17 protein-coding genes are annotated in these 19722 nt (G+C 60.3%); 6 read left to right on the top strand and 11 right to left on the bottom strand.

Going from position 1 to position 19722, the window contains the following annotated elements; all coding sequences use genetic code 11:
• Nucleotides 1–278: 278 nt before the first annotated feature.
• From CS390_RS19625 to CS390_RS19615, 3 genes are read right to left on the bottom strand one after another with little or no spacing between them, the layout of a single operon-like run.
• A complete protein-coding gene (locus tag CS390_RS19625) occupies nt 279–1730 on the bottom strand; it encodes an AdeC/AdeK/OprM family multidrug efflux complex outer membrane factor (protein ID WP_099775673.1) in 1452 nt (483 codons plus the stop codon).
• Nucleotides 1727–4879 carry an efflux RND transporter permease subunit gene (locus CS390_RS19620; RefSeq protein ID WP_099775672.1) on the bottom strand — a complete coding sequence of 1051 codons (3153 nt, stop codon included), beginning with the start codon at nt 4877–4879 and terminating at the stop codon, nt 1727–1729. Before CS390_RS19620 ends, CS390_RS19625 begins: the two co-directional genes overlap by 4 nt.
• Before the next feature lie 3 nt (nt 4880–4882).
• Nucleotides 4883–6043 carry an efflux RND transporter periplasmic adaptor subunit gene (locus tag CS390_RS19615; protein ID WP_065758696.1) on the bottom strand — a complete coding sequence of 387 codons (1161 nt, stop codon included), beginning with the start codon at nt 6041–6043 and terminating at the stop codon, nt 4883–4885.
• 259 nt (nt 6044–6302) lie between these two features.
• Between CS390_RS19615 and CS390_RS19610 the strand changes: the two genes are divergently transcribed.
• Both CS390_RS19610 and CS390_RS19605 read left to right on the top strand, forming a co-directional pair.
• On the top strand, nt 6303–6935 hold the full coding sequence (locus CS390_RS19610) for a TetR family transcriptional regulator (RefSeq protein ID WP_065758695.1): 633 nt from the start codon (nt 6303–6305) through the stop codon (nt 6933–6935).
• 158 nt (nt 6936–7093) lie between these two features.
• A complete protein-coding gene (locus CS390_RS19605) occupies nt 7094–7981 on the top strand; it encodes a DMT family transporter (protein ID WP_099775671.1) in 888 nt (295 codons plus the stop codon).
• Here CS390_RS19605 and CS390_RS19600 read toward each other — a convergent pair.
• Together CS390_RS19600 and CS390_RS19595 are read right to left on the bottom strand one after the other, a co-directional pair.
• Nucleotides 7978–9462, bottom strand: a complete 1485-nt coding sequence (locus CS390_RS19600) for an MDR family MFS transporter (protein WP_256587520.1) — start codon at nt 9460–9462, stop codon at nt 7978–7980. The two genes, CS390_RS19605 and CS390_RS19600, sit on opposite strands and share 4 nt — an antisense overlap.
• Nucleotides 9463–9540: 78 nt before the next feature.
• The gene (locus CS390_RS19595) at nt 9541–10446 is read right to left on the bottom strand and encodes a LysR family transcriptional regulator (protein ID WP_099775670.1); all 906 of its coding nucleotides are present in this window, start codon (nt 10444–10446) and stop codon (nt 9541–9543) included.
• Nucleotides 10447–10561: 115 nt separating this feature from the next.
• On the opposite strand from CS390_RS19595, the gene CS390_RS19590 reads away from it, so the two are divergent.
• A complete protein-coding gene (locus CS390_RS19590) occupies nt 10562–11191 on the top strand; it encodes an NAD(P)-dependent oxidoreductase (protein WP_065758691.1) in 630 nt (209 codons plus the stop codon).
• Here the strand turns inward: CS390_RS19590 and CS390_RS19585 are convergent.
• Nucleotides 11186–12115: an AraC family transcriptional regulator gene (locus CS390_RS19585; RefSeq protein ID WP_099775669.1), complete on the bottom strand. Its 930-nt coding sequence runs from the start codon at nt 12113–12115 to the stop codon at nt 11186–11188. The two genes, CS390_RS19590 and CS390_RS19585, sit on opposite strands and share 6 nt — an antisense overlap.
• Before the next feature lie 308 nt (nt 12116–12423).
• Between CS390_RS19585 and CS390_RS19580 the strand changes: the two genes are divergently transcribed.
• Complete coding sequence (locus tag CS390_RS19580; RefSeq protein ID WP_099775668.1) at nt 12424–12732, top strand: antibiotic biosynthesis monooxygenase family protein; 309 nt, start codon at nt 12424–12426, stop codon at nt 12730–12732.
• A 39-nt stretch (nt 12733–12771) separates the two neighbouring features.
• Nucleotides 12772–13002: a hypothetical protein gene (locus CS390_RS19575; RefSeq protein WP_099775667.1), complete on the top strand. Its 231-nt coding sequence runs from the start codon at nt 12772–12774 to the stop codon at nt 13000–13002.
• Between the two features lies 1 nt (nt 13003).
• Here CS390_RS19575 and CS390_RS19570 read toward each other — a convergent pair whose 3' ends face one another.
• Together CS390_RS19570 and CS390_RS19565 are read right to left on the bottom strand one after the other, a co-directional pair.
• Complete coding sequence (locus CS390_RS19570) at nt 13004–13609, bottom strand: flavin reductase family protein (RefSeq protein ID WP_099775666.1); 606 nt, start codon at nt 13607–13609, stop codon at nt 13004–13006.
• Nucleotides 13610–13718: 109 nt separating this feature from the next.
• A complete protein-coding gene (locus CS390_RS19565) occupies nt 13719–14006 on the bottom strand; it encodes a hypothetical protein (RefSeq protein WP_099775665.1) in 288 nt (95 codons plus the stop codon).
• Nucleotides 14007–14224: 218 nt separating this feature from the next.
• Here CS390_RS19565 and CS390_RS19560 point away from each other — a divergent pair, with 218 nt between their 5' ends.
• Nucleotides 14225–14980, top strand: coding sequence for a hypothetical protein (locus CS390_RS19560; protein ID WP_099775664.1), 756 nt, complete (start codon nt 14225–14227; stop codon nt 14978–14980).
• Nucleotides 14981–15093: 113 nt separating this feature from the next.
• Here the strand turns inward: CS390_RS19560 and CS390_RS19555 are convergent, their stop codons facing one another.
• From CS390_RS19555 to CS390_RS19545, 3 genes are all read right to left on the bottom strand, one after another.
• Complete coding sequence (locus CS390_RS19555) at nt 15094–16413, bottom strand: MFS transporter (protein ID WP_065758685.1); 1320 nt, start codon at nt 16411–16413, stop codon at nt 15094–15096.
• A 170-nt stretch (nt 16414–16583) separates the two neighbouring features.
• The gene (locus CS390_RS19550) at nt 16584–17918 is read right to left on the bottom strand and encodes a sigma-54 dependent transcriptional regulator (protein WP_099775663.1); all 1335 of its coding nucleotides are present in this window, start codon (nt 17916–17918) and stop codon (nt 16584–16586) included.
• Nucleotides 17912–19669 (bottom strand): ATP-binding protein, encoded by a 1758-nt coding sequence (locus tag CS390_RS19545; RefSeq protein WP_099775662.1) that lies wholly within the window; start codon nt 19667–19669, stop codon nt 17912–17914. The genes CS390_RS19550 and CS390_RS19545 overlap by 7 nt, the downstream gene beginning before the upstream one ends.
• Nucleotides 19670–19722 lie beyond the last annotated feature (53 nt).

Genomic DNA, 19722 nt, shown 5'->3' with positions numbered 1-19722 from the left:
GTTTCAAAGCGGCGAGAGGATGGTGCTGCGAGCGGTGGGGGTGAATCAATTCGTTGCAAACGGTACTGTGCGATAAACGAACACTAACTAGGTGGTACATAATTTTTTGCGGCATTCACGTGGCTGCGATGGCCGTGCAGGCATCGGTGCTGCCAGGGTAAGCAGGCCAGGTAGCGTTTTTTCGTGGGGGCAAAAAAAACCACCGCGAGGGTGGTTTTCAACGAGTGGCTTGCCTGGGTCATGAGCCCAGGCAAGGCAGCAGATTGCTGCCGACGCAATCAGTTCTTCGAAGCCTGCGCTGACGCCTGCTGATCCTGAACGGTTTGTTCATGCCAGCCGCCACCGAGTGCCTTGTACAGGTTGACCTCGCTGACCAGTTGCAACAGGCGGTCGGCGATCAGCGCCTGCTGGCTGCTGAACAGCGAGCGCTGGGCATCGAGGAAGGTCAGGTTGCTGTCGATCCCGATACGGTAGCGACGCTCGGCCAGACGGTAGTAGTCCTGGTTGGCAGCGACCAGGTCACGCTGGGCTTGCAGCTGCTCTTTGAAGGTCTGGCGTGCTGCCAGGCCATCGGAGACTTCCTGGAACGCGGTCTGGATTGTTTTCTCGTACTTGGCGACGTTGATGTCTTTCTGGATTTTCGAGTAATCCAGGCTGGCACGCAGGCTACCCGCGTTGAAGATCGGCAGGTTGATCTGCGGCTGGAACAGCCAGGTGCCAGAGCCACCCTTGAACAGGCCGCCCATGTCTGGGCTGAGGGTGCCGGCGTTGGCCGTCAGGCTGATGCTTGGGAAGAATGCAGCCCTTGCCGCACCGATGTTGGCGTTGGCGGCCTTGAGCAGGTGCTCGGCTTCCTGGATGTCCGGACGGCGTTGCAGCAGCTCGGAAGGCAGGCCTGCCGGTACTTCGCTAAGCAGGTCGGCATTGAGTTCCTGGCTGGCCGGGAGGTTGGCCGGCACGCTGGTGCCGAGCAGCACGGTCAGGCTGTTCAGGTCTTGTGCAACCAGGCGTTGGTACTGGGCCAACTTCACCCTGGCACCCTCCACCGACGTGCGCGCCTGGCTCAGGTCGAGTGCCGACGACACGCCGACTTCATTGCTACGTTTGGTCAGCTGGTAGCTTTCCTCGTAGGTCTTGAGGGTTTCCTCGGTCAACTTGAGCAGGGCCTGGTCTGCTTGCCAGGTCAGGTAGGCGTTGGCCACGCTGGCCACCAGGCTGATCTGGGTCGAACGGCGTGCTTGCTCACTGGACAGGTAGGTTTCCAGTGCCTGTTCGCTGAGGCTGCGGACGCGGCCAAACAGGTCCAGCTCGTAGGCGCTGACGCCGAGTGTGGCCGAATACTGGCTGTTGATCGTTGCTTCGCCGGTACTGGAGACATCGCCGGGTACACGCTGGCGGCTACCACTGCCATTGGCCGAAACGGCCGGGAACAGGTCGGCGCGCTGAATGCGGTACTGCGCCCGGTAGGCGTCGATGTTCAATGCCGCAACCCGCAGGTCGCGGTTGTTGACCAGCGCCGTCTGAATCAGCTGCTGCAGTGCCGGGTCATGGAAGAACTGACGCCAGCCTTGCTCGGCTGCCGCGACCTCGGCCGACTCGGTTGGCGAGTAGGCCGGGCCTTGCGGCCACTGAGCCGCCGCTGGCGACTCGGGCGTCTGGTAATCGGGAATCAGCGAGCAGCCGCCAAGAATGAAAGCGGTGACCGCCAGGGACAACAGGGACTTACTCATTGCCCAGCCTCATAGCGTGGAGTTTCGGGGGTGGCGTCGGCTTTAGGCTTCTTGCTGGCGAACAGCGACGACACACTGACGAAGAACAGTGGTACCCAGAAAATGGCCAGTACCGTGGCGGTCAGCATCCCGCCGATAACGCCGGTACCGATAGCATGCTGGCTGCCCGAGCCCGCACCGCTTGAGATAGCCAGAGGTACCACGCCGAGAATGAACGCCAGCGACGTCATGATGATCGGGCGCAGACGCATCCGGCAGGCTTCCACTGCGGCGTCGATCAGGCTGCGACCCTGCTCATGCAGCTCTTTGGCGAACTCGACAATCAGGATCGCGTTCTTTGCAGCAAGCCCGATGGTGGTCAGCAGACCGACCTGGAAGTACACGTCGTTGGACAGACCGCGCAGGCTGGTGGCAGCCAGCGCACCGATGATCCCCAGCGGCACGACCAGCATGACGGCAATCGGGATCGACCAGCTTTCATACAGTGCTGCCAGGCAGAGGAACACCATCAGCAGCGACAGCGCGTACAGGGCTGGGGCTTGCGAGCCGGACAACCGCTCCTCGTAGGATAGACCGGTCCATGAATAGCCGATACCGGCGGGCAGTTGCGCTGCCAGGCGCTCGACTTCAGCCATTGCTTCACCGGTACTGTAGCCCGGGGCCGGCGCACCCAGGATCTCCATGGCTTCAACACCGTTGTAGCGCGACAGCTTCGGTGCGCCATAGATCCACTGGCCTTTGGCGAAGGAGGAGAACGGCACCATTTCACCGATCGAGTTGCGCACATACCACTTCTGCAGGTCTTCCGGGTTCATCCGTGAGCCGGGCTCACCCTGGATATAGACCTTCTTGACCCGACCGCGGTCGATGAAGTCGTTGACGTAGCTGGCACCCAAGGCAATCGACAGTGTGCTGTTGATCTCGGCGATGGTCACACCCAGGGCACTGGCGCGTTCGTCGTCGATGGTCAGTTGGTACTGCGGTTCATCGTTCAGGCCGTTCGGTCGTACTGCAGTCAGTACCTTGCTTTGCGCGGCCATACCGAGGAACTGGTTACGGGCTTCCATCAGCTTGGCGTGGCCGACACCGGCGCGGTCCTGGAGGAACACATCGAAGCCGGTGGCGTTGCCCAGTTCCAGTACTGCCGGAGGGGCGAACGCGAACACCATGGCATCTCGGAAGGTGAAGAAATGCTGTTGAGCACGTTTGGCCAGGTTGAATACGCTGTTTTCAGCAGAGCGCTGGTCCCATGGCTTGAGCATGATGAAGGCCAGGCCCGAGCTCTGACCACGACCGGCAAAGTTGAAGCCGTTGACGGTAAACACCGAACTGACGGTATCCGACTCCTGCTCCAGCAAATAGCTGCGCATCTGGTCGATGACCACCTGTGTGCGCTCGGCGCTGGAGCCTGCAGGTGTCTGCACCTGGGCGAAGAGTACACCCTGGTCTTCCTCTGGCAGGAACGCCGTTGGAATGCGGGTGAACAGCCAGACCATACCGACGACGATGATCAGGTAGGCCAACAGGTAGGGGGCCTTGTGCCGCAGCATGCTGCCCACGCCGCGCTCGTAGCTGCGTACGCTGCGGTCGAAGTTGCGGTTGAACCAGCCAAAGAAGCCACGTTTGGCAACGTGATGCTCACCTTTTGGCACCGCCTTGAGCATGGTGGCACACAGTGCCGGGGTGAAGATCAGCGCTACCAGTACCGACAAGGCCATGGCCGAGACGATGGTGATGGAGAACTGTTTGTAGATCACCCCGGTGGAGCCGCCAAAGAACGCCATGGGCAACAGTACTGCCGACAGCACCAGGGCGATACCAACCAGGGCGCCCTGGATCTGGCCCATGGATTTCTTGGTTGCTTCTTTGGGTGACAGGCCCTCTTCGGACATCACCCGCTCGACGTTTTCCACCACAACGATGGCATCGTCCACCAGCAAGCCGATGGCCAGCACCATGCCGAACATGGTCAGCGTGTTGATGCTGAAACCGGCGGCCGCGAGGATGCCGAAGGTACCCAGCAACACCACTGGTACGGTCATGGTGGTGATGACCGTGGCGCGGAAGTTTTGCAGGAACAGGTACATCACCAGGAACACCAGCACGATGGCTTCGATCAGGGTGTGGATAACCCCGCTGATCGATTCGGTGACCACTGGCGTGGTGTCATACGGGAATACCGCCTTCATGCCTTGCGGGAAGAACGGCTCCAGTTCGCTGATGGTCTTGCGCAGCGCCCTGGCGGTATCCAGCGCGTTGGCGCCGGTTGCCAGCTTGATCGCCAGGCCCGAAGCCGGTTTGCCGTTGAATTGGGCACTGACCGCGTAGTTTTCGCCGCCCAGACCGATCTTGGCGACATCACCCAGGCGTACCTGCGAACCGTCGCGGTTGACCTTCAACAGAATCTTCTCGAACTGCTCGGCGGTTTGCAGGCGGGTCTTGCCGATGATGGTTGCGTTCAGTTGCTGGCCGGGCAGGGCGGGCAGACCGCCGAGCTGGCCGGAGGATATCTGGACGTTCTGCGCGGCAACCGCCGTCTTCACATCCACCGGGGTCAGCTGGAAATTGTTCAGCTTGGCCGGGTCGAGCCAGATACGCATCGCGTACTGGGCACCGAACACCTGGAAGTCACCGACACCGGCGGTACGCGAGATCGGGTCCTGCATGTTCGAGACGATGTAGTTGGCCAGGTCGTCCTTGCTCATGCTGCCGTCTTCGGACACCAGGCCGATTACCATGAGGAAGTTTTTCACTGCCTTGGTAACGCGGATACCCTGTTGCTGCACTTCTTGCGGCAGCAGCGGGGTGGCCAGGTTCAGTTTGTTCTGCACCTGGACCTGCGCGGTATCGGGGTTGGTACCCTGCTCGAAGGTCGCCGTGATGGTCATGCTGCCATCGGAGTTACTTTCCGAGGACACATAACGCAGGTTGTCGATCCCGTTGAGCTGCTGCTCGATCACCTGGACCACGGTGTCCTGCACCGTCTGCGCCGAAGCACCTGGGTAGGTCACGGCGATGGCAATGGCCGGTGGAGCGATGCTTGGATACTGGTTGATTGGCAACTTGAGGATCGACAGTGCGCCTACCAGCATGATCACCAAGGCGATCACCCAAGCGAAGATCGGGCGATCGATAAAGAATCTCGACATGGTTTACTCCCCTTTGGCCTCTGCAGTCGCTGCATTGGCCTGGGCTGGCTTGGCTGGCTGGGCCGACTGGACGTTGGTGGCTTCGCGTGCCTTGACCTCGATGCCCGGTTTGACGAACTGCAGGCCTTCGGTGATCAGGCGGTCGCCCGGGTTCAGGCCTTCCTCGATCAGCCATTGGTTGCCGACGGTACGGTTTGCCTTGAGCTGGCGAAGTTCGACCTTGTTGTCCTGATTGACGACCAATGCGGTTGGAGCACCTTTCAGGTCGCGGGTCACGCCCTGTTGCGGAGCCAGGATCGCTGCGTTCTTGACGCCCGCCTTGAGCTGGGCATGCACGAACATGCCTGGCAGCAGGTTGTGGTCAGGATTAGGGAACACCGCGCGCAGTGTCACCGAGCCGGTGGTGGGGTCGACCGAGACTTCGGAGAACTCCAGGCGCCCGGCATGGGCATAGCTGCTGCCATCTTCAAGGGTCAGTTGGACCTTGGCGGCATTGCTGCCGACCTTTTCCAACTGACCGCTTTCCAGTTCGCGGCGCAGCGTGAGCAGCTCGACCGAGGACTGGGTGACGTCAACATAGATCGGATCGAGCTGCTGGATGACGGCCATGGCATCGGCCTGGCCATTGTTCACCAGCGCACCTTCGGTGACTGACGAGCGGCCAATGCGGCCGGAGATCGGTGCCAGTACCTTGGTGTAGCGCAGGTCGATCTGGGCGCTTTTTAGGGTGGCCTCAGCCTGCAAACGTTTGGCTTGCGCGTCGTCGTATTCCTGACGGCTCACAGCCTGTTCGGCAACCAACTGCTTGTAGCGCTCAGCCAGCGCACGGGTTGATTGCAGGTTGGCCTGGGCACTGGCCAGGGTCGACTCATACACCGATGGGTCAATCTGGTACAGCTGCTGGCCGAGCTTGACCTCGCTGCCTTCAGTGAAAAGACGCTTGAGAATGATGCCGTTAACCTGGGGGCGAACTTCTGCGACCCGGTACGCGGTGGTACGTCCCGGCAGTTCCGTGGTCAGGGTATAGGCTTGAGGTTGAAGGGTGACTACACCCACCTGGGGGGCCTGTGCGACAGGCGCCGCCGCTTCCTTCTTACAGCCGCTGAGCAGTGTTGCCAGGGCGACGGCGGAAACCAGAGCAGTAACAGCTGGTTTGAAGTGCATGGAGATCCTCGGGTCGCTGAGAGCTGAAGACGCTCAAGAGTAGTGGAAATTGAATGAGAGAAAAAATGGCGTCGAGTGGATAAGTAGCTTACTAACGAATATACTTACATTCACGGCTGTTTGTAAACACCTCTCGTTCGGTCTACCCGACTGCAGCGAGGCCTGAATTAACCCCCGGGAACTGGCTCAGTAGACACTTGCCCGGCACCGAACCCGAGCGCCCACGGCGCGCCCGGCCCCTTGATGAGGTTGTACTGCCATGGTCCGTCGAACCAAAGAGGAAGCCCAGGAAACCCGTAGCCAGATTCTCGAGGCTGCGGAGAAAGCCTTCTACAAACGCGGGGTGGCGCGCACCACCCTGGCCGATATTGCAGAGCTGGCAGGGGTGACCCGGGGGGCCATTTACTGGCATTTCAACAACAAGGCCGAGCTGGTTCAGGCCATGCTCGATACTTTGCGCGAACCGCTTGATGAGCTGGCAAGGGCGAGTGAGAGCGAGGAGGAAGCCGACCCGTTGGGGTGCATGCGCAAACTGCTCATTCAACTCATGCAGCACTTGGTACTCGACCCTAAGACGCGGCGCATCAATGAAATCCTGCATCACAAGTGTGAGTTCACCGATGACATGTGTGACATTCGCCAGCAGCGCCAGAACTCGACCATTGACTGCCATGCACACATCACGTTGTCGTTGGCCAATGCCATAAGGCGAGGTCAACTCCCCGCCAATGTAGACCCAGAGCGAGCCGCCATTGCAATACATGCTTACATAGACGGCATCATCAAACGCTGGCTGCTGTTACCCGAGAGCTTCGACTTGTTCAAGGATGCCGAACTGTGGGTGGACACCGGCCTTGATATGCTGCGCTTGAGCCCAGCCTTGCGCAAATAAGAGTTTGTGAAGGATTGTGAGTAACTGCGTCTATTTGTTTCCAAGGTCCAGTTGTGCCCAAGGCCTCGTTCAGGTGACGTCGACAGGTTCCGTTCTCACGGAGTGTCTGCGCTCTGGTAGTTAGCAGGCTAATTAATTATTTTTCATCGAGTCCTACCATGAGAGCCCTGAACCCGAAGCTTGGTGGTGCCGAACGGCCGCTCAAAGGTATTGCCTTGATCTGCCTGGCGGTGCTGTTGTTTGCCAGCCATGACGCCTTGTCCAAATACCTGTCTGGTTTCTATGCCATTGTGATGGTGGTTTGGGCGCGTTATGTGGTGCATACACTGCTGATGCTTGCGGTTTTTGTGCCGCGTGCGGGGTTTTCGGCGGTGGTGCGTACCCGGCGCCCGGGGTTGCAACTGGCACGGGCCTTGTGTCTGATTGGTACCAGCCTGTTCTTCACCACTGGCCTGCGTTACATCCCACTGGCCGAAGCCACGGCGGTCAACTTCCTGGCCCCCTTGCTGGTGACGGCACTGTCGGTGCCGCTGCTGGGCGAGAAGGTCAGTCGCAGCCAGTGGCTGGCGGTGCTCGGTGGTTTTGTCGGGGTGTTGATTGTGGTTCGCCCGGGGGGCGCGCTGTTCACCCCGGCGATTATCCTGCCGTTGTGTTCGGCGCTCTGTTTCGGTGGCTACCAGTTGCTGACGCGCAAGCTCAGCGGCTTTGATAGCCCAACCACCAGTAACTTTCTCACCGGTATTCTCAACAGCCTGATCATGACCGCACTGGTGCCGTTTTTCTGGACAGTGCCTACCCTGACCCACGGCCTGTTCATGATTGGCCTTGGGACCTGCGGCATGCTGGGCCACATGTTGCTGACCCAGGCATTTCGGCATGCCGCTCCAGCGATGCTGGCGCCGTTCAGTTATGGGCAGATCCTGTTTGCCGGGATGTTTGGCTACCTGGTCTTCAACCACACGCCGGACCTGTTCGGTGTGGTTGGCATTACCATCATCTGCCTCAGCGGGCTGGCGGTAGCCTGGGTTCAACGCCGGGGCGCCTAAGTGCGCCCACGCAGTTGTTGATTGGGCAACCTGAGAGCGGCACCCAGGCCAAGCAGCGAGATCAAGGCGCTGCCCAGCAGAACGTCGCGGAAGGTCAGGCTCAATGCACTGCGCAAGGCTTGCAATGCTGGGCCATCCACGGTGTTCAGGCTGTCGAGCAGGATGTTGCTGGTAAGGCCGTGTTCACTCATGCCAGGCTGAATCGGGCCTGTATGCCCCAGCATTGCCAGCAGTAGCGCTGACATGCTGGCCACACCAATTGCGCCGCCGAGTGCGCGGAACAGGTTGGTGGTGCTGGTGGCGACGCCAATATCACGTGGTTCAACAGAACTCTGCGCGGCGACCAGCGAGGTTGGAAACTGAAGGCCTGAGGCAATGCCGGTCAGCAGCATGAAGGTCGCACTGGTCAGCCATGCGTCTGGCGGGGTCAACGCCATACCGATGATTGCCAGCGGCATGCACAGCGCACCGGTCAGGATCTGCGGCTTGAAGCGACCGCTGCGGGCAGTCAGCCGCCCGCCCGTGTAGGCCCCGATGGGCAGACCGATGGCCAGCGGCATCAGGTAAAGCGCTGCGCTATCGGCACCCGCACCCGTGATGCTTTGAAAGCGCAGGGGCATCAGCATAGACAGCGAAATGGCCTGGAAACTGGTCATGAAAATAGTGCACCAGCACAGTACTGCTGTGCGATTGCTGAACAGCTTCAATGGCAACAAGGGCTCGGGTGTTCGCCGCTGGTGGGCCACGAACAGCACCAGCCCGACCACGGCAGTACTCAGTAAACCGAGCATTTCCTGGCTGTTCCAGGCGTAACCTTGGCCGATCAGGGTAATGGCCATCAGCAGGGTACCGAGCCCGGCCACCAGCAGCACGCTACCCAGGTAATCGATCACCGCCGCCCGCTGAGGGATGACCAGCACGCGCAAGGTGCGTCGAGCGATCCACCAGGCGAGCAGACCCAGAGGCAGGTTCAACCAGAACACCCAATGCCAGGACAGGTATTCGGTGAGGTAACCACCAAACACGGGCCCAGTGACGCTGGCCAAGGCATACATACTGCTGAAATAGCCCTGATAGCGACCACGGTCGCGCGGTGCAATGATGTCGCCAATGATTGCCTGGCTGACCGAGATCATCCCGCCAGCACCGATGCCCTGCAGTACCCTGGCGACTACCAGTTGCTCCATACTCTGCGACAGGGCACAGAATACCGAGGCCAGGGTAAACAGGCCGATTCCGAACAGAATCATCCGCCGACGCCCATACAGATCGCCCAGTTTGCCGTAGATCGGCACGGCCACCGTCATCGCCACCATGTAACCGGATATCACCCAGGCCAACAGGCTGACATTGTTGAACTGGGTCGAAATGGCTGGCATCGACACGGCGACGATGGTCTGGTCCAGTGCGCCAAGGAAAATTGCCAGCATCAGGGCGACCAATACGCTACGCAGGGCGGTTGGGGGCAAAGGAGCGTTCACGGACAAACCTTGGAGAAAAGTGAGTGGCCAGTTTACCTGCGTGCGTCGACTTTTCTAATCCGCCAGAGGCGTAACGAGCTAAAGGCCGATGTCCCATGCCGGTTCGGCGTTGAAGCGCTCCGCGAGAAAGTCGAGCATGCTGCGCAAGGTCGCGGGCATATGCTTGCGTGAGGTGTACACCGCATTCAGATTCAGCTCGCGTGGCTTGGCATCCGGCAGCAACCGGATCAGCGCTTTGCTGCGCAGCGACTCGGCCGCCAGGTAGGTTGGCAGCATTGCGATACCGGCCCCGGCCAAGGTAGCCCGTTGCAGCGTCAGTGCCTCATTGGCGCTGATAGAGCCTTGCACCGGAACCGAGACGGCCTCGCCGTGAACCTCGAAATGCCAGAGGCTGTGGCCGAAGTAGGAGTGGGTCAGGCAGTTGTGCCGGGCCAGGTCCTCGACCCGTTGTGGTGCCGGGTGCTCGCGCAGGTACGCGGGTGACGCGCAGATCACTGAGCGACAGACCGTCAGGCGCCGTGCAATCAGGTTGGGATCAAGGTCATTGCTGGTCCGGATGGCCAGATCAATGCGTTCATCCACCAGGTTGACGGTACGGTCGAGCATCTGCAGGTCGACCTTCACGCCTGGGTAGCGTTTCACATAGTCGGCAACAGCCTCGACCAACTGCGCATGACCGAACGAGGTACTGACACTGATGCGCAGCTCACCGTGTGGCGCATCATCCGGCCGCCGGACCGCCGCCTGCAGGTCGCCGGCCATTTCCAGCATTTGTCGGCAGCGCGGCAGTGTTTCGTTGCCGGCTGCGGTCAGGCTCAGTTTGCGCGTAGTGCGTTGCATCAGCCGTGCACCGACCCAGTCCTCGAGTTCTGCCAGGTAGCGCGAAACGACCGGGCGTGAAAGCTCCAGGTGGTCGGCGGCAGCCGATTGGCTGCCGAGGTCAACCACGGTCACAAACACCCGCATTGCAGTCAGACGGTCCATGATTTGCCCGATTTCAGAAACAAACTATGTCCAAGCATCGCATTTTTTGCGACGGATCATGCAACTAAGCTGTTCCACATTGATGACTTCAGCGCAACTCAGATCGGAGGTTTCCATGAGCAAGATCGCAATTATCGGTGCTACTGGCCGTGCTGGTAGCCAGTTGTTGGAAGAAGCCTTGCGCCGTGGTCACAGCGTCACGGCCATCGCCCGTAATACGGCCTCCCTGGCTGGGCGTTCGGGCGTGACCACGCGCCAGCTGGATGTCACTGATGCTGCCGCGCTAGAGCAGGCCCTGGTCGGCCATGACGTGGTGCTCAGTGCGGCGCATTTCTCCGGGATCAAACCGCAGGCGATTATCGAGCCGGTGAAGCGGGCCGGGGTCAAGCGTCTGCTGGTCGTCGGAGGCGCTGGTAGCCTGCTGCTACCATCCGGGCACAAAGTGATCGACAGCCCGGACTTCCCGGAAGCCTATAAGGCTGAGGCTACAGCAGGCGGTCATTACTTGGACACCTTGCGCCAGGAGCACGAACTGGACTGGACTTTCCTTTCACCCTCGGCCGAGTTTGTTGAAGGCGCGCGCACTGGGGTGTACACCCTGGGCAAGGATCACTTGCTGATTGGTGCTGACGGCAGGAGCTGGATCACCTTTGCCGACTACGCCATTGCCATGCTCGACGAGGTAGAGAAACCAGCCCATTCTCGCCAGCGTTTCACCGTGGGCGCCGGCAAGGGCGACCTATAAGGCGCTGCGTAGCCGGGCCAGGTCTCGTAGCGGCGGTGCCCCGTACAGGCGGCTGTACTCGCGGCTGAACTGTGACGGGCTCTCATAGCCGACGCGATAGGCCGCCACCGAAGCCTCCAGCCCATCGTTGAGCATCAACCGCCTGGCCTCCTGCAGACGCAGTTGTTTTTGGTACTGCAGGGGGCTCATCGAGGTCACGGCCTTGAAGCGGTGGTGCAGCGTCGACGTGCTGAGGTTCACCTCCCGGGCCAGTTCGTCAATGCGCAACGGGTGGTGGAAATGCTCGTTCAGCCATTGAACGGCCTGACAGACACGGTGTGTCTGGCTGTTGGCCATGGCGATCTCGTAAAGCCGGTAACCCTGCTGCCCGCGCAGTAGCCGGTACAGAATCTCGCGGCGTACCAGCGGTGCCAGTACGGCAATGTCTCTGGGGGTGTCGAGCAGGCGGACCAGGCGCAGCAAGGCATCGAGCAGCTCGCTGTCGATGCGTTCGATAAACAGACCGCGCCCTGAGCGTGGGGATGGCACGCTCATTGGGCCGGCTTCGGCAATCAGGCTATGTATTTCAGCCGGGTCGATATCCAGGCGCACGCCAAGTGTCGGGTTTTCAGGGCTCGCATCCAGCAGTACACCACTGATCGGCAGGGCCACCGACACGACCATGTAGTGCAGTGGATCGTAGGTGTAGCACTCATCGCCCAATCGGACTTCCTTGCTGCCATGGGCCATGATGCACAGCGCTGGTTGCGCCAGTGTAGGCATCGAACGCACCCGCTCTTCATAGCGCACCAGGTACAGGTCGTCGATGGCCGATGCAACGCCAATCTGGCTGGCCGCGTGTCGCTTGATCAGGTCGGCCAGTTCCAGTCGTTGCTGCTCGAAAGCAGGTTCCAGTTGAAGGGCGGCGGGGGCTTCGGATGACATGCGACAGCTTCCAGAGGTGACCGGATAAAGCATAGGTTTGTGCAAGTGGTGACGCTAGTCCGATGCTGCCGGGTTCTTGCCTGATCCTGCGTGAGCAGTCTCTCTTGAGGGCACGATGGTGCTGAGTGCTTGCCTGAAACCCATCGGCATGGGCGAGGCCTCGCGTCAGGTTGGGCTTTCGCTGGCGATGAGCCGGTGCAGAATCAGGCAAGTCATCGGCAGGAATTGCCTATCGCCACGCGTGTCTGCGGTTCTACGCTGTGCAACCTGGCAATTTCCCCCTCTGGCCGCTTTCAGGAGAACCGCCCATGACTTCACCGCAACCGGTCAGCCATCTTGCGTTCGTTCGTGCCAGTTCCGGGCGTTCGGCAGAGCTGGGCGAACGCCTGCAGCAGTTGCTTGAGCCTTCTCGACAGGCACCCGGTTGCCTGAGCTTCAGCCTGCAACGCTCTACCAGCGATACGCAGCTTTGGCTGCTCAGCGGCTCCTGGCGCAATTCGGCTGCGATGGCGGACTATTTCGCCTCACCAACCTTGATGCTGTTCGGTGACTTGCTTCAGGCGCAGCTACTCGACAGCCTCGACGTACAGACATTCGGCGAGGCGCACACAGGTTAGAATGCTGGCTTTACAGTCACCGAGGCAGGTTTCAACTCCATGGCACGCAGAGAGTTTGCACAGTACGAGGCCGTTTCGGCCGTGGTTCCGGGAGAGGGCGGTTACAGTGCCGCCATCGCGGTAAAAGGTCTGGGCGCCGGTGGTGCACCACGCTTCCACAAAGTGCTGCCAGGCCAGACCTTCAAGACCGCTCACGAAGCTGACGTCGCCGCGTGTGGCGAACTAGAGCGCTTGGTCGGGGTCAGCGAGGACGCCGAACTGCGCTGGTAACTCACACCTGCGGACGGGTCATCTTGAACAGGTTGCCCAGTTCAAAGTAGTCCGCCGGGCCGCCACCACGAAGGATCGGCTCGGCGGCCGCCGTGTCGTAGATACCCTCTTTGAGCAGATGCTCGGCGATATGCACGGCCACCACTTCACCCAGAATCAGCCAGCTCGGTACCAGTGCCTGGTCGGCACGTTGCAGCTGGACGATCTGCGTCACCTTGCATTCGAACGACACCGGGCTTTCCTGCACGCGCGGTACGGCGATCACCTTCGAGGCGGCGGGTGTCAGCCCGCTCAAGGCGAACTCATCGACGTGCGACGCCACTGCTGCGCAACTCTGGTTCATGGCTTCGGCCAAGGGACGGGTAGCCAGGTTCCAGGCGAACTCGCCGGTCTGCTCGATGTTGTTCAGGCTGTCTTTGCGCCCGACGCTGCAGAAGCCGATGATCGGTGGGATGTAATTGAACGCGTTGAAAAAGCTGTACGGCGCGAGGTTCAGGCGACCTTCTGCGTCCTGGCTAGAGATCCAGCCAATCGGTCGTGGGCCGACGATGGCGTTGAAAGGATCGTGGGGCAGGCCATGGCCTTTTGCGGGTTCGTAGTAGTACATCGAGGGTCTGCTAGCAATTTTACGGCCTGCTAGTGTGCCAAGGTCCATCGTCGTTGAAAACGACCAAGCCCGGCCGAAGCCGGGCGTTGAGCATGTCGTTGCCGTTGTATTAGCTGAAGCGGTGGGCCTGGGTGCGGTCGAAACCATCTGCGGCAAACTTGGCAGCGCCAGTGCGGTCGAAACCATCTTCGGCAAACTTGGCAGCGCCGGTGCGGTCGAAACCGTCTTCGGCAAATTTGCCAGCCCCCGTCCGATCAAAACCGTCTTCGACATAGCCGGCTGATTGGCTGTGCTCGTTGGTAAAGCTGTGAGCATGGGTACGTTCAAAGCCATCTTCAGCGAATGCGTTTGCAGCCAGAACCGAGAAGGCGAGGGTCAGGATCAGTTTGCTTTTCATGGTGGTTGCTCCGGGGTAGTGAGGGGTTGTGTGTTGCTATGGGTTCAATGTTACGCTCGTTAAATTGATAAAAAAGCGCAAAAAATAACGCGTATAAATCAGTTAATTCGATACATATGGCGAAACAAAAAAACCAACGAATTTTTCATCTCTGCTCGACTGGTTTTTCATCCGTCTTTACGCAGCCTTGCCGCACTTTTTCCTGGAGCGGTGAACGCGTGAATAAACTTCCTCAGATAACCCTGGCGTTCTGGGTCATGAAGATCTGTGCAACCACCTTGGGCGAAACCGCCGGTGACTTGCTTTCGATGACCCTGAACGTTGGCTATGCCCTCAGTTCGGTCATTCTGATCAGTATTTTCCTGGCGACCCTGGTTACCCAGCTGTTTTCCCGTACCTACAGCCCGGTGCTGTACTGGTTGGTGATTCTGTCGACCAGTACCGCCGGTACGACGATGTCCGACTTCATGGACCGCACACTGGGCTTGGGCTATGCCAGTGGTTCGATGATCCTGATCGGCATTCTGGCGGCGATTTTTGTTGCCTGGCGCTTCAGCGGTGACTCGCTCGATGTGAGCCATGTTCAAACGCGGCGCGGCGAGCTGTTCTACTGGGCAGCGATTCTGTTCTCCAACACCTTGGGTACCGCGTTGGGCGACTACCTGGCCGACGACTCCGGCCTGGGCTTTGCCGGTGGTGCGTTGCTGATCGGTTCGGCCATTGGCGTGGTGGTGTTGGCGAGGTACTGGACGCGGTTGTCGGGTGTGTTGCTGTTCTGGGTAGCGTTTGTGCTGACTCGGCCATTCGGCGCCACCTTGGGCGACTTCCTGACCAAGCCGCACGAAAAGGGCGGGCTGGATTTTGGCACCGTTGGTTCATCGCTGGTGCTGGGCGGTGTGCTGTTGGTGCTGATTGTCGCAGCCTCGTACTACCAAGGACGTGAGCAACGCCAAGTCTCCGCCGAACTTTCGTGAGGCACTGAACACAAAAAAGGGGGCCATTACTGGCCCCCCTTTTTTGTGTTCTGGCGCTGATCCCTGCGCCGACGCCATCGCAGGCAAGCCTGCATCCCAAAAAGACTGCTGTATCAGTCGGTGACGATTCGAGAATGCTGGCGGGTGTCCTTCATGAATACATACACCAACAGCGAACAGGCGATGCAGGCGGTGACGTACCAGTAGAAGCCGGCTTCCATGCCATTGCTCTTGAACCACAGCGCCACGTATTCGGCGGTACCGCCGAAAATCGACACGGTCAGTGCATAGGGCAGGCCAACGCCCAGGGCGCGGATCTCGGTAGGGAACAGCTCGGCTTTGACCACGGCGTTGATCGAGGTGTAGCCACTGACGATGATCAGTGCAGCCATGATCAGGAAGAACGCACCCCACCAGGTCTGGATGGTGTGCAGGGTGCTGAGGATCGGTACGGTGAACAGTGTTCCCAAAACACCAAAGGCAATCAGGATCGGACGACGGCCAATCTTGTCGGACAGGCCGCCGATCACTGGCTGCAGGCACATGAACAGGAACATTGTGGCCGCTGAAATGGTGGTCGAGTCGCTGATGGTCATGCCCACCGTGTTTACCAGGTACTTCTGCATGTAGGTGGTGTAGGTGTAGAAGGCCAGGGTACCGCCCATGGTCAGGCCAACTACCGTCATCAGCTCCTTTGGATGACGTATCAGTGTGCGCATCAGGCTTTCCTTGGACTTCTCCTTCTTGGTGAACGAGCTGGTCTCTTCCATGCCTCGGCGCAGGTACAGCGCAACCACTGCACACAGCGCGCCGATCACGAACGGTACGCGCCAGCCCCAGGCGTAGAGCTCTTCGGTGGTCAGTGTCTGTTGCAGGACGATCAACACAGCCAGGGCGATGAGCTGGCCGGAGATCAGCGTCACGTACTGGAAGCTGGAGAAGAAACCACGGCGTTCCTTGCTGGCCATCTCGCTGAGGTAGGTAGCCGAAGTACCGTATTCGCCGCCCACGGACAGGCCCTGCATCAAGCGGGCGATCACCAGCAATACAGGGGCTGCAACCCCGATGGTTTCATAGCCGGGAGTCAGGGCGATGAGCAGCGAGCCGGCACACATCAACAGCACCGAGGCCATCAGTGCAGCCTTGCGTCCCTTGCGGTCGGCGTACAGGCCCATCAGCCAGCCGCCGATAGGGCGCATCAGGAAGCCCACGGCGAAGATCGCGGCGGTGTTGAGCAGTTGTGCGGTGGAGTCGCCTGCAGGGAAGAAGGCCTTGGCGAAATACAGCGAGAATGCGGCGTAGACGTACCAGTCGTACCATTCGACCATGTTGCCGATGGAGCCACTGAAGATCGACTTGAGCCGGCTGGCAGTGTTTTTTTCTGCGGCAGGCGCGATGGCCGCCCCGACAGACAGGGTGCTTGAATTATCCATGATGGATCCTTCTCGTTGTTTTTGTGGAGCGCGTCGAAACGCAGCTTGCCTGTGCCATAGCAGGAGCTGTGCCAGATGCCGGAGGCCCGTTCTAGAAGGGTTTAGCCTCTCTGGTGAGCGGAAATTCGCTTATCGGTCAGGGGGTGATCGGCAAGAATCCGCTTATTGGCTCAGGGCCGGTCGAGAAAGTCTTCACGCTGCAGGCCGTGGCGCTGCATCTTTTCGTTGAGGGTGCGCCGGGGCAGTTGCAGCTCTTCGAGCACCGCCTTGATATCGCCCTTGTTGCGGGTGAGTGCCGCACGCAGGCATTGGGCCTCAAAGGCCTCTGTCTGGGCGGTCAGCGACTGCCCGCTTTCTACCGCCAGCGTTTGAGGGGGTGTCAGGCCCAGAACGTGGCGCTCAGCAGCGTTAGCCAGTTCGCGTACGTTGCCTGGCCAATCGTGGCTGAGCAGGTTGCCCAGTTGTGCGCCGCTTAAAACGGGTGGGGTGCGGGCCAGTCGTTCGGCAGCGGTACGGGCGAAATGCTGGAACAGCAACGGGATGTCTTCGCGGCGCTCGCGCAACGGCGCCAAGTGCAGTTCGGCGACGTTCAAACGGTAGGCAAGGTCTTCACGAAAGCGCCCGGCGCGGGCCTCTTCAAGCAGATCGGGTTTGGTCGCGGCAATGATCCGCAGGTCGATGGCGATGCTTTGGTTGGCCCCCAGGCGTTCGAGCTTCTGTTCCTGCAAGACGCGCAGCAGTTTGGCCTGTTGAGCCAAGGGCATGCTCTCGATTTCGTCGAGGAACACCGTGCCGCCGTTGGCGTATTCCAGCTTGCCAATACGTTTGCCCTGAGCACCGGTGAAGGCACCGCTTTCGTGGCCGAACAGCTCAGCTTCAAACAACTGCTCGGGGATCGCCGCGCAGTTAAGCGCGACAAAAGGTTTGTTCGCACGCGGGCCGAAATCGTGCAGGCAACGGGCAACCTGCTCCTTGCCGCTACCGGTTTCGCCACGTATCAGGACATTGACCGGTAGCGCGGCGAGCTCCAGTACCTGACGGCGTAACTGCTGCATGCCTTGGGACATGCCAAGCAACGTGGACTCAAGCCGCGCCTTGAGGTCGGCCTGTTCATGTAGCGAGCGGTTTTCCAGCACCAATTGGCGTTTTTCCAGGGCGCGGCGCAGGCTGCTGAGCAGGTCTTCGGGGCTGAACGGCTTTTCCAGAAAGTCGTAGGCCCCCTTGCGCATGGCCTGTACGGCCATCGGCACATCGCCATGGCCGGTCAGCAGGATCACCGGCAGGTCGGCATCGCGTGCTTGCAGCTGTTCCAGCAGTTGCAGGCCATCCATGCCGGGCATGCGCACATCGCTCACCACCACACCGGGGAAGTGCTCGGGTAATTGCGCCAGGCACGCCTCGGCACGGTTGTGTAACTGAACGCTGAAGCCCGACAGCGTCAGCCACTGCTCCACCGCAGTAAGGATGCTGGCTTCGTCATCAACGACGATCACCGAATTCAACATGCTGGCTCCGTATCGCTGGGCAAGGTCAGGGTGAAGCGGGCGCCACCCGGCAGGTTTTCGACCTGCAGGCGACCACCGATTTCATGGACGATACCGTAGGAGATAGCAAGACCCAGGCCAAGCCCTTCACCTACAGGTTTGGTGGTGAAGAACGGGTCGAAAACGTTGGCCAAGTGTTCATCGGCAATACCGCCACCGCTGTCCAGTACGCTCAGTTTCCAATCGTGCTGGTCGACCTCAATGCGCACTTCCAGGCGTTTGTAGGGCTTGTCGAGCATGGCGTCGAGGGCATTGCGCAGCAGGTTGATCAGCACCTGTTCAAGGCGGATCGCATCGCCACGCACCCAGGCTGGTCGGGCCAGGTACAGCGCGGTACTGACGCCCTCGGCGCGGATACGCGGATCGAGCAACTGCATGGCCTGATCCACCACCGTGGCCAGGTCCAGGCGTTCGCGCAGGCCGCTGGGGCTGTTGCGGGCGAACGTTTTCAAGTGCCCGGTCAGGGCTGCCATGCGGGTCAGCATCTGTTCCAGCGGTTCCAGTGCCTTACGGGCTTCGTCGAGGCGTTCATTGTCGAGGAGCAGGCGCAAGGTGGCCAGTTGCATGCGCTGGGTGGTCAGCGGCTGGTTGATCTCGTGGGCCAGGGCGGCCGACATCTGCCCCAGGGCGGCCAGTTTGGCGGACTGCACCAAGCCTTCCTGAGCGGTACGCAGGTCGCGTGTGCGGGCTTCGACCAAACGCTCCAGCTCCTGGCGGCTACGTTGGCGCAGGCGTGCCATGCGCAGGCGCTGGCTGATGAACAGCAGCGCAAAGAACAGGCTTAGCCATAACGCGGCAGCCGCCAGGGCTGCGTTGCGCCCGTCTTCAGTCACCTGGGGCGAGCGCAACAGGTGCAGTGTCCAGCCTTCGGTGCCCAGCGGCAGGCTTTCCCACAGGTAGTCCCTGGTGCCTGCTGGCCCCTGGACACTGACCAGTTGGCTGTTGTCATCAAAGCGGTTCAGTGGATGATGTTTCAGGGGTACCAGCGGCTGTTTGTCGTATTGCCGGGTTTGCTCCAGCTCCTTGCGGTCTTCGGCGCCAAGCGGTTGCAGTTCGCGGTAGCGCCAGCCGTCCTGGTTAGCGATGAAGATAATGCCGCGGGCATCACTGACCAGCAGGATATCGTTGCCCTGGCGCCATTCCCGCTCCAGCTCCGGAAACTCCAGTTTGACCACCATTGCTCCGAGAAAGCGCCCGTTACTGTCCTTGACCGCACTGGAGAGGAAGTAGCCAGGGATGCCGCTGGTGACCCCTACGGCATAGAAACGCCCACTGCCCTGGTTCATGGTCTGTTTGAAGTAGGGCCGGAACGCATAGTTCTGCCCAACGTAAGTGCTGGGCAAACGCCAGTTGCTGGCGGCGACGGCCAGGCCCGTGTGGTCCAGCAGTTCCAGGGTCGAGGAATTGGCCGCGCCGTTGATACGCTCCAGCTTGTGGTTGAGCGCCTCCTGAACCTGGGCTGTGACCGGGCCACTGAGGGCTGCGATCAGTTCCGGGTCGAGGGCCAGCACCGCGGGCAAGGCACGGTAGCGTTCGATCAGGGTGTGTAGCGAGTTGGCGTACAGGCCCAGTTGCTGGCTCGCCCTGGAGGCATCCTCCAGCAAGGCCTGGCGCTGGGCATGCTGCCAGGCCCACGCCGTGCTCAAGAGCATGCCTGTGAGCATCAGGAACAGCATCAGGCCCAAGCGCATGGCGCGAAAGGAAATAGGCATGGCAAACAGAATCCCGGCAACGGGGAAGGCATTCCGGCACTTCCCCTTGGACA

It is taken from the genome of Pseudomonas sp. HLS-6, assembly GCF_002753995.1.
In the GTDB taxonomy this organism is placed as follows: Bacteria; Pseudomonadota; Gammaproteobacteria; order Pseudomonadales; family Pseudomonadaceae; genus Aquipseudomonas; species Aquipseudomonas defluvii.
Note: the sequence above shows the minus strand (reverse complement) of the source record. Positions and strands in the feature narration are given on the sequence as shown.

Excerpts from the sequence above, each read along its gene's own strand:
- CS390_RS19590 (WP_065758691.1), top strand. The coding sequence starts at position 10,562 with ATGAGCAAGATCGCAATTATCGGTGCTACTGGCCGTGCTGGTAGCCAG.
- CS390_RS19545 (WP_099775662.1), bottom strand. The coding sequence starts at position 19,669 with ATGCCTATTTCCTTTCGCGCCATGCGCTTGGGCCTGATGCTGTTCCTG.
- CS390_RS19550 (WP_099775663.1), bottom strand. The coding sequence starts at position 17,918 with ATGTTGAATTCGGTGATCGTCGTTGATGACGAAGCCAGCATCCTTACT.
- CS390_RS19555 (WP_065758685.1), bottom strand. The coding sequence starts at position 16,413 with ATGGATAATTCAAGCACCCTGTCTGTCGGGGCGGCCATCGCGCCTGCC.
- CS390_RS19570 (WP_099775666.1), bottom strand. The coding sequence starts at position 13,609 with ATGTACTACTACGAACCCGCAAAAGGCCATGGCCTGCCCCACGATCCT.
- CS390_RS19565 (WP_099775665.1), bottom strand. The coding sequence starts at position 14,006 with ATGAAAAGCAAACTGATCCTGACCCTCGCCTTCTCGGTTCTGGCTGCA.
- CS390_RS19575 (WP_099775667.1), top strand. The coding sequence starts at position 12,772 with ATGGCACGCAGAGAGTTTGCACAGTACGAGGCCGTTTCGGCCGTGGTT.
- CS390_RS19625 (WP_099775673.1), bottom strand. The coding sequence starts at position 1,730 with ATGAGTAAGTCCCTGTTGTCCCTGGCGGTCACCGCTTTCATTCTTGGC.
- CS390_RS19620 (WP_099775672.1), bottom strand. The coding sequence starts at position 4,879 with ATGTCGAGATTCTTTATCGATCGCCCGATCTTCGCTTGGGTGATCGCC.
- CS390_RS19595 (WP_099775670.1), bottom strand. The coding sequence starts at position 10,446 with ATGGACCGTCTGACTGCAATGCGGGTGTTTGTGACCGTGGTTGACCTC.
- CS390_RS19615 (WP_065758696.1), bottom strand. The coding sequence starts at position 6,043 with ATGCACTTCAAACCAGCTGTTACTGCTCTGGTTTCCGCCGTCGCCCTG.
- CS390_RS19585 (WP_099775669.1), bottom strand. The coding sequence starts at position 12,115 with ATGTCATCCGAAGCCCCCGCCGCCCTTCAACTGGAACCTGCTTTCGAG.
- CS390_RS19610 (WP_065758695.1), top strand. The coding sequence starts at position 6,303 with ATGGTCCGTCGAACCAAAGAGGAAGCCCAGGAAACCCGTAGCCAGATT.
- CS390_RS19605 (WP_099775671.1), top strand. The coding sequence starts at position 7,094 with ATGAGAGCCCTGAACCCGAAGCTTGGTGGTGCCGAACGGCCGCTCAAA.
- CS390_RS19580 (WP_099775668.1), top strand. The coding sequence starts at position 12,424 with ATGACTTCACCGCAACCGGTCAGCCATCTTGCGTTCGTTCGTGCCAGT.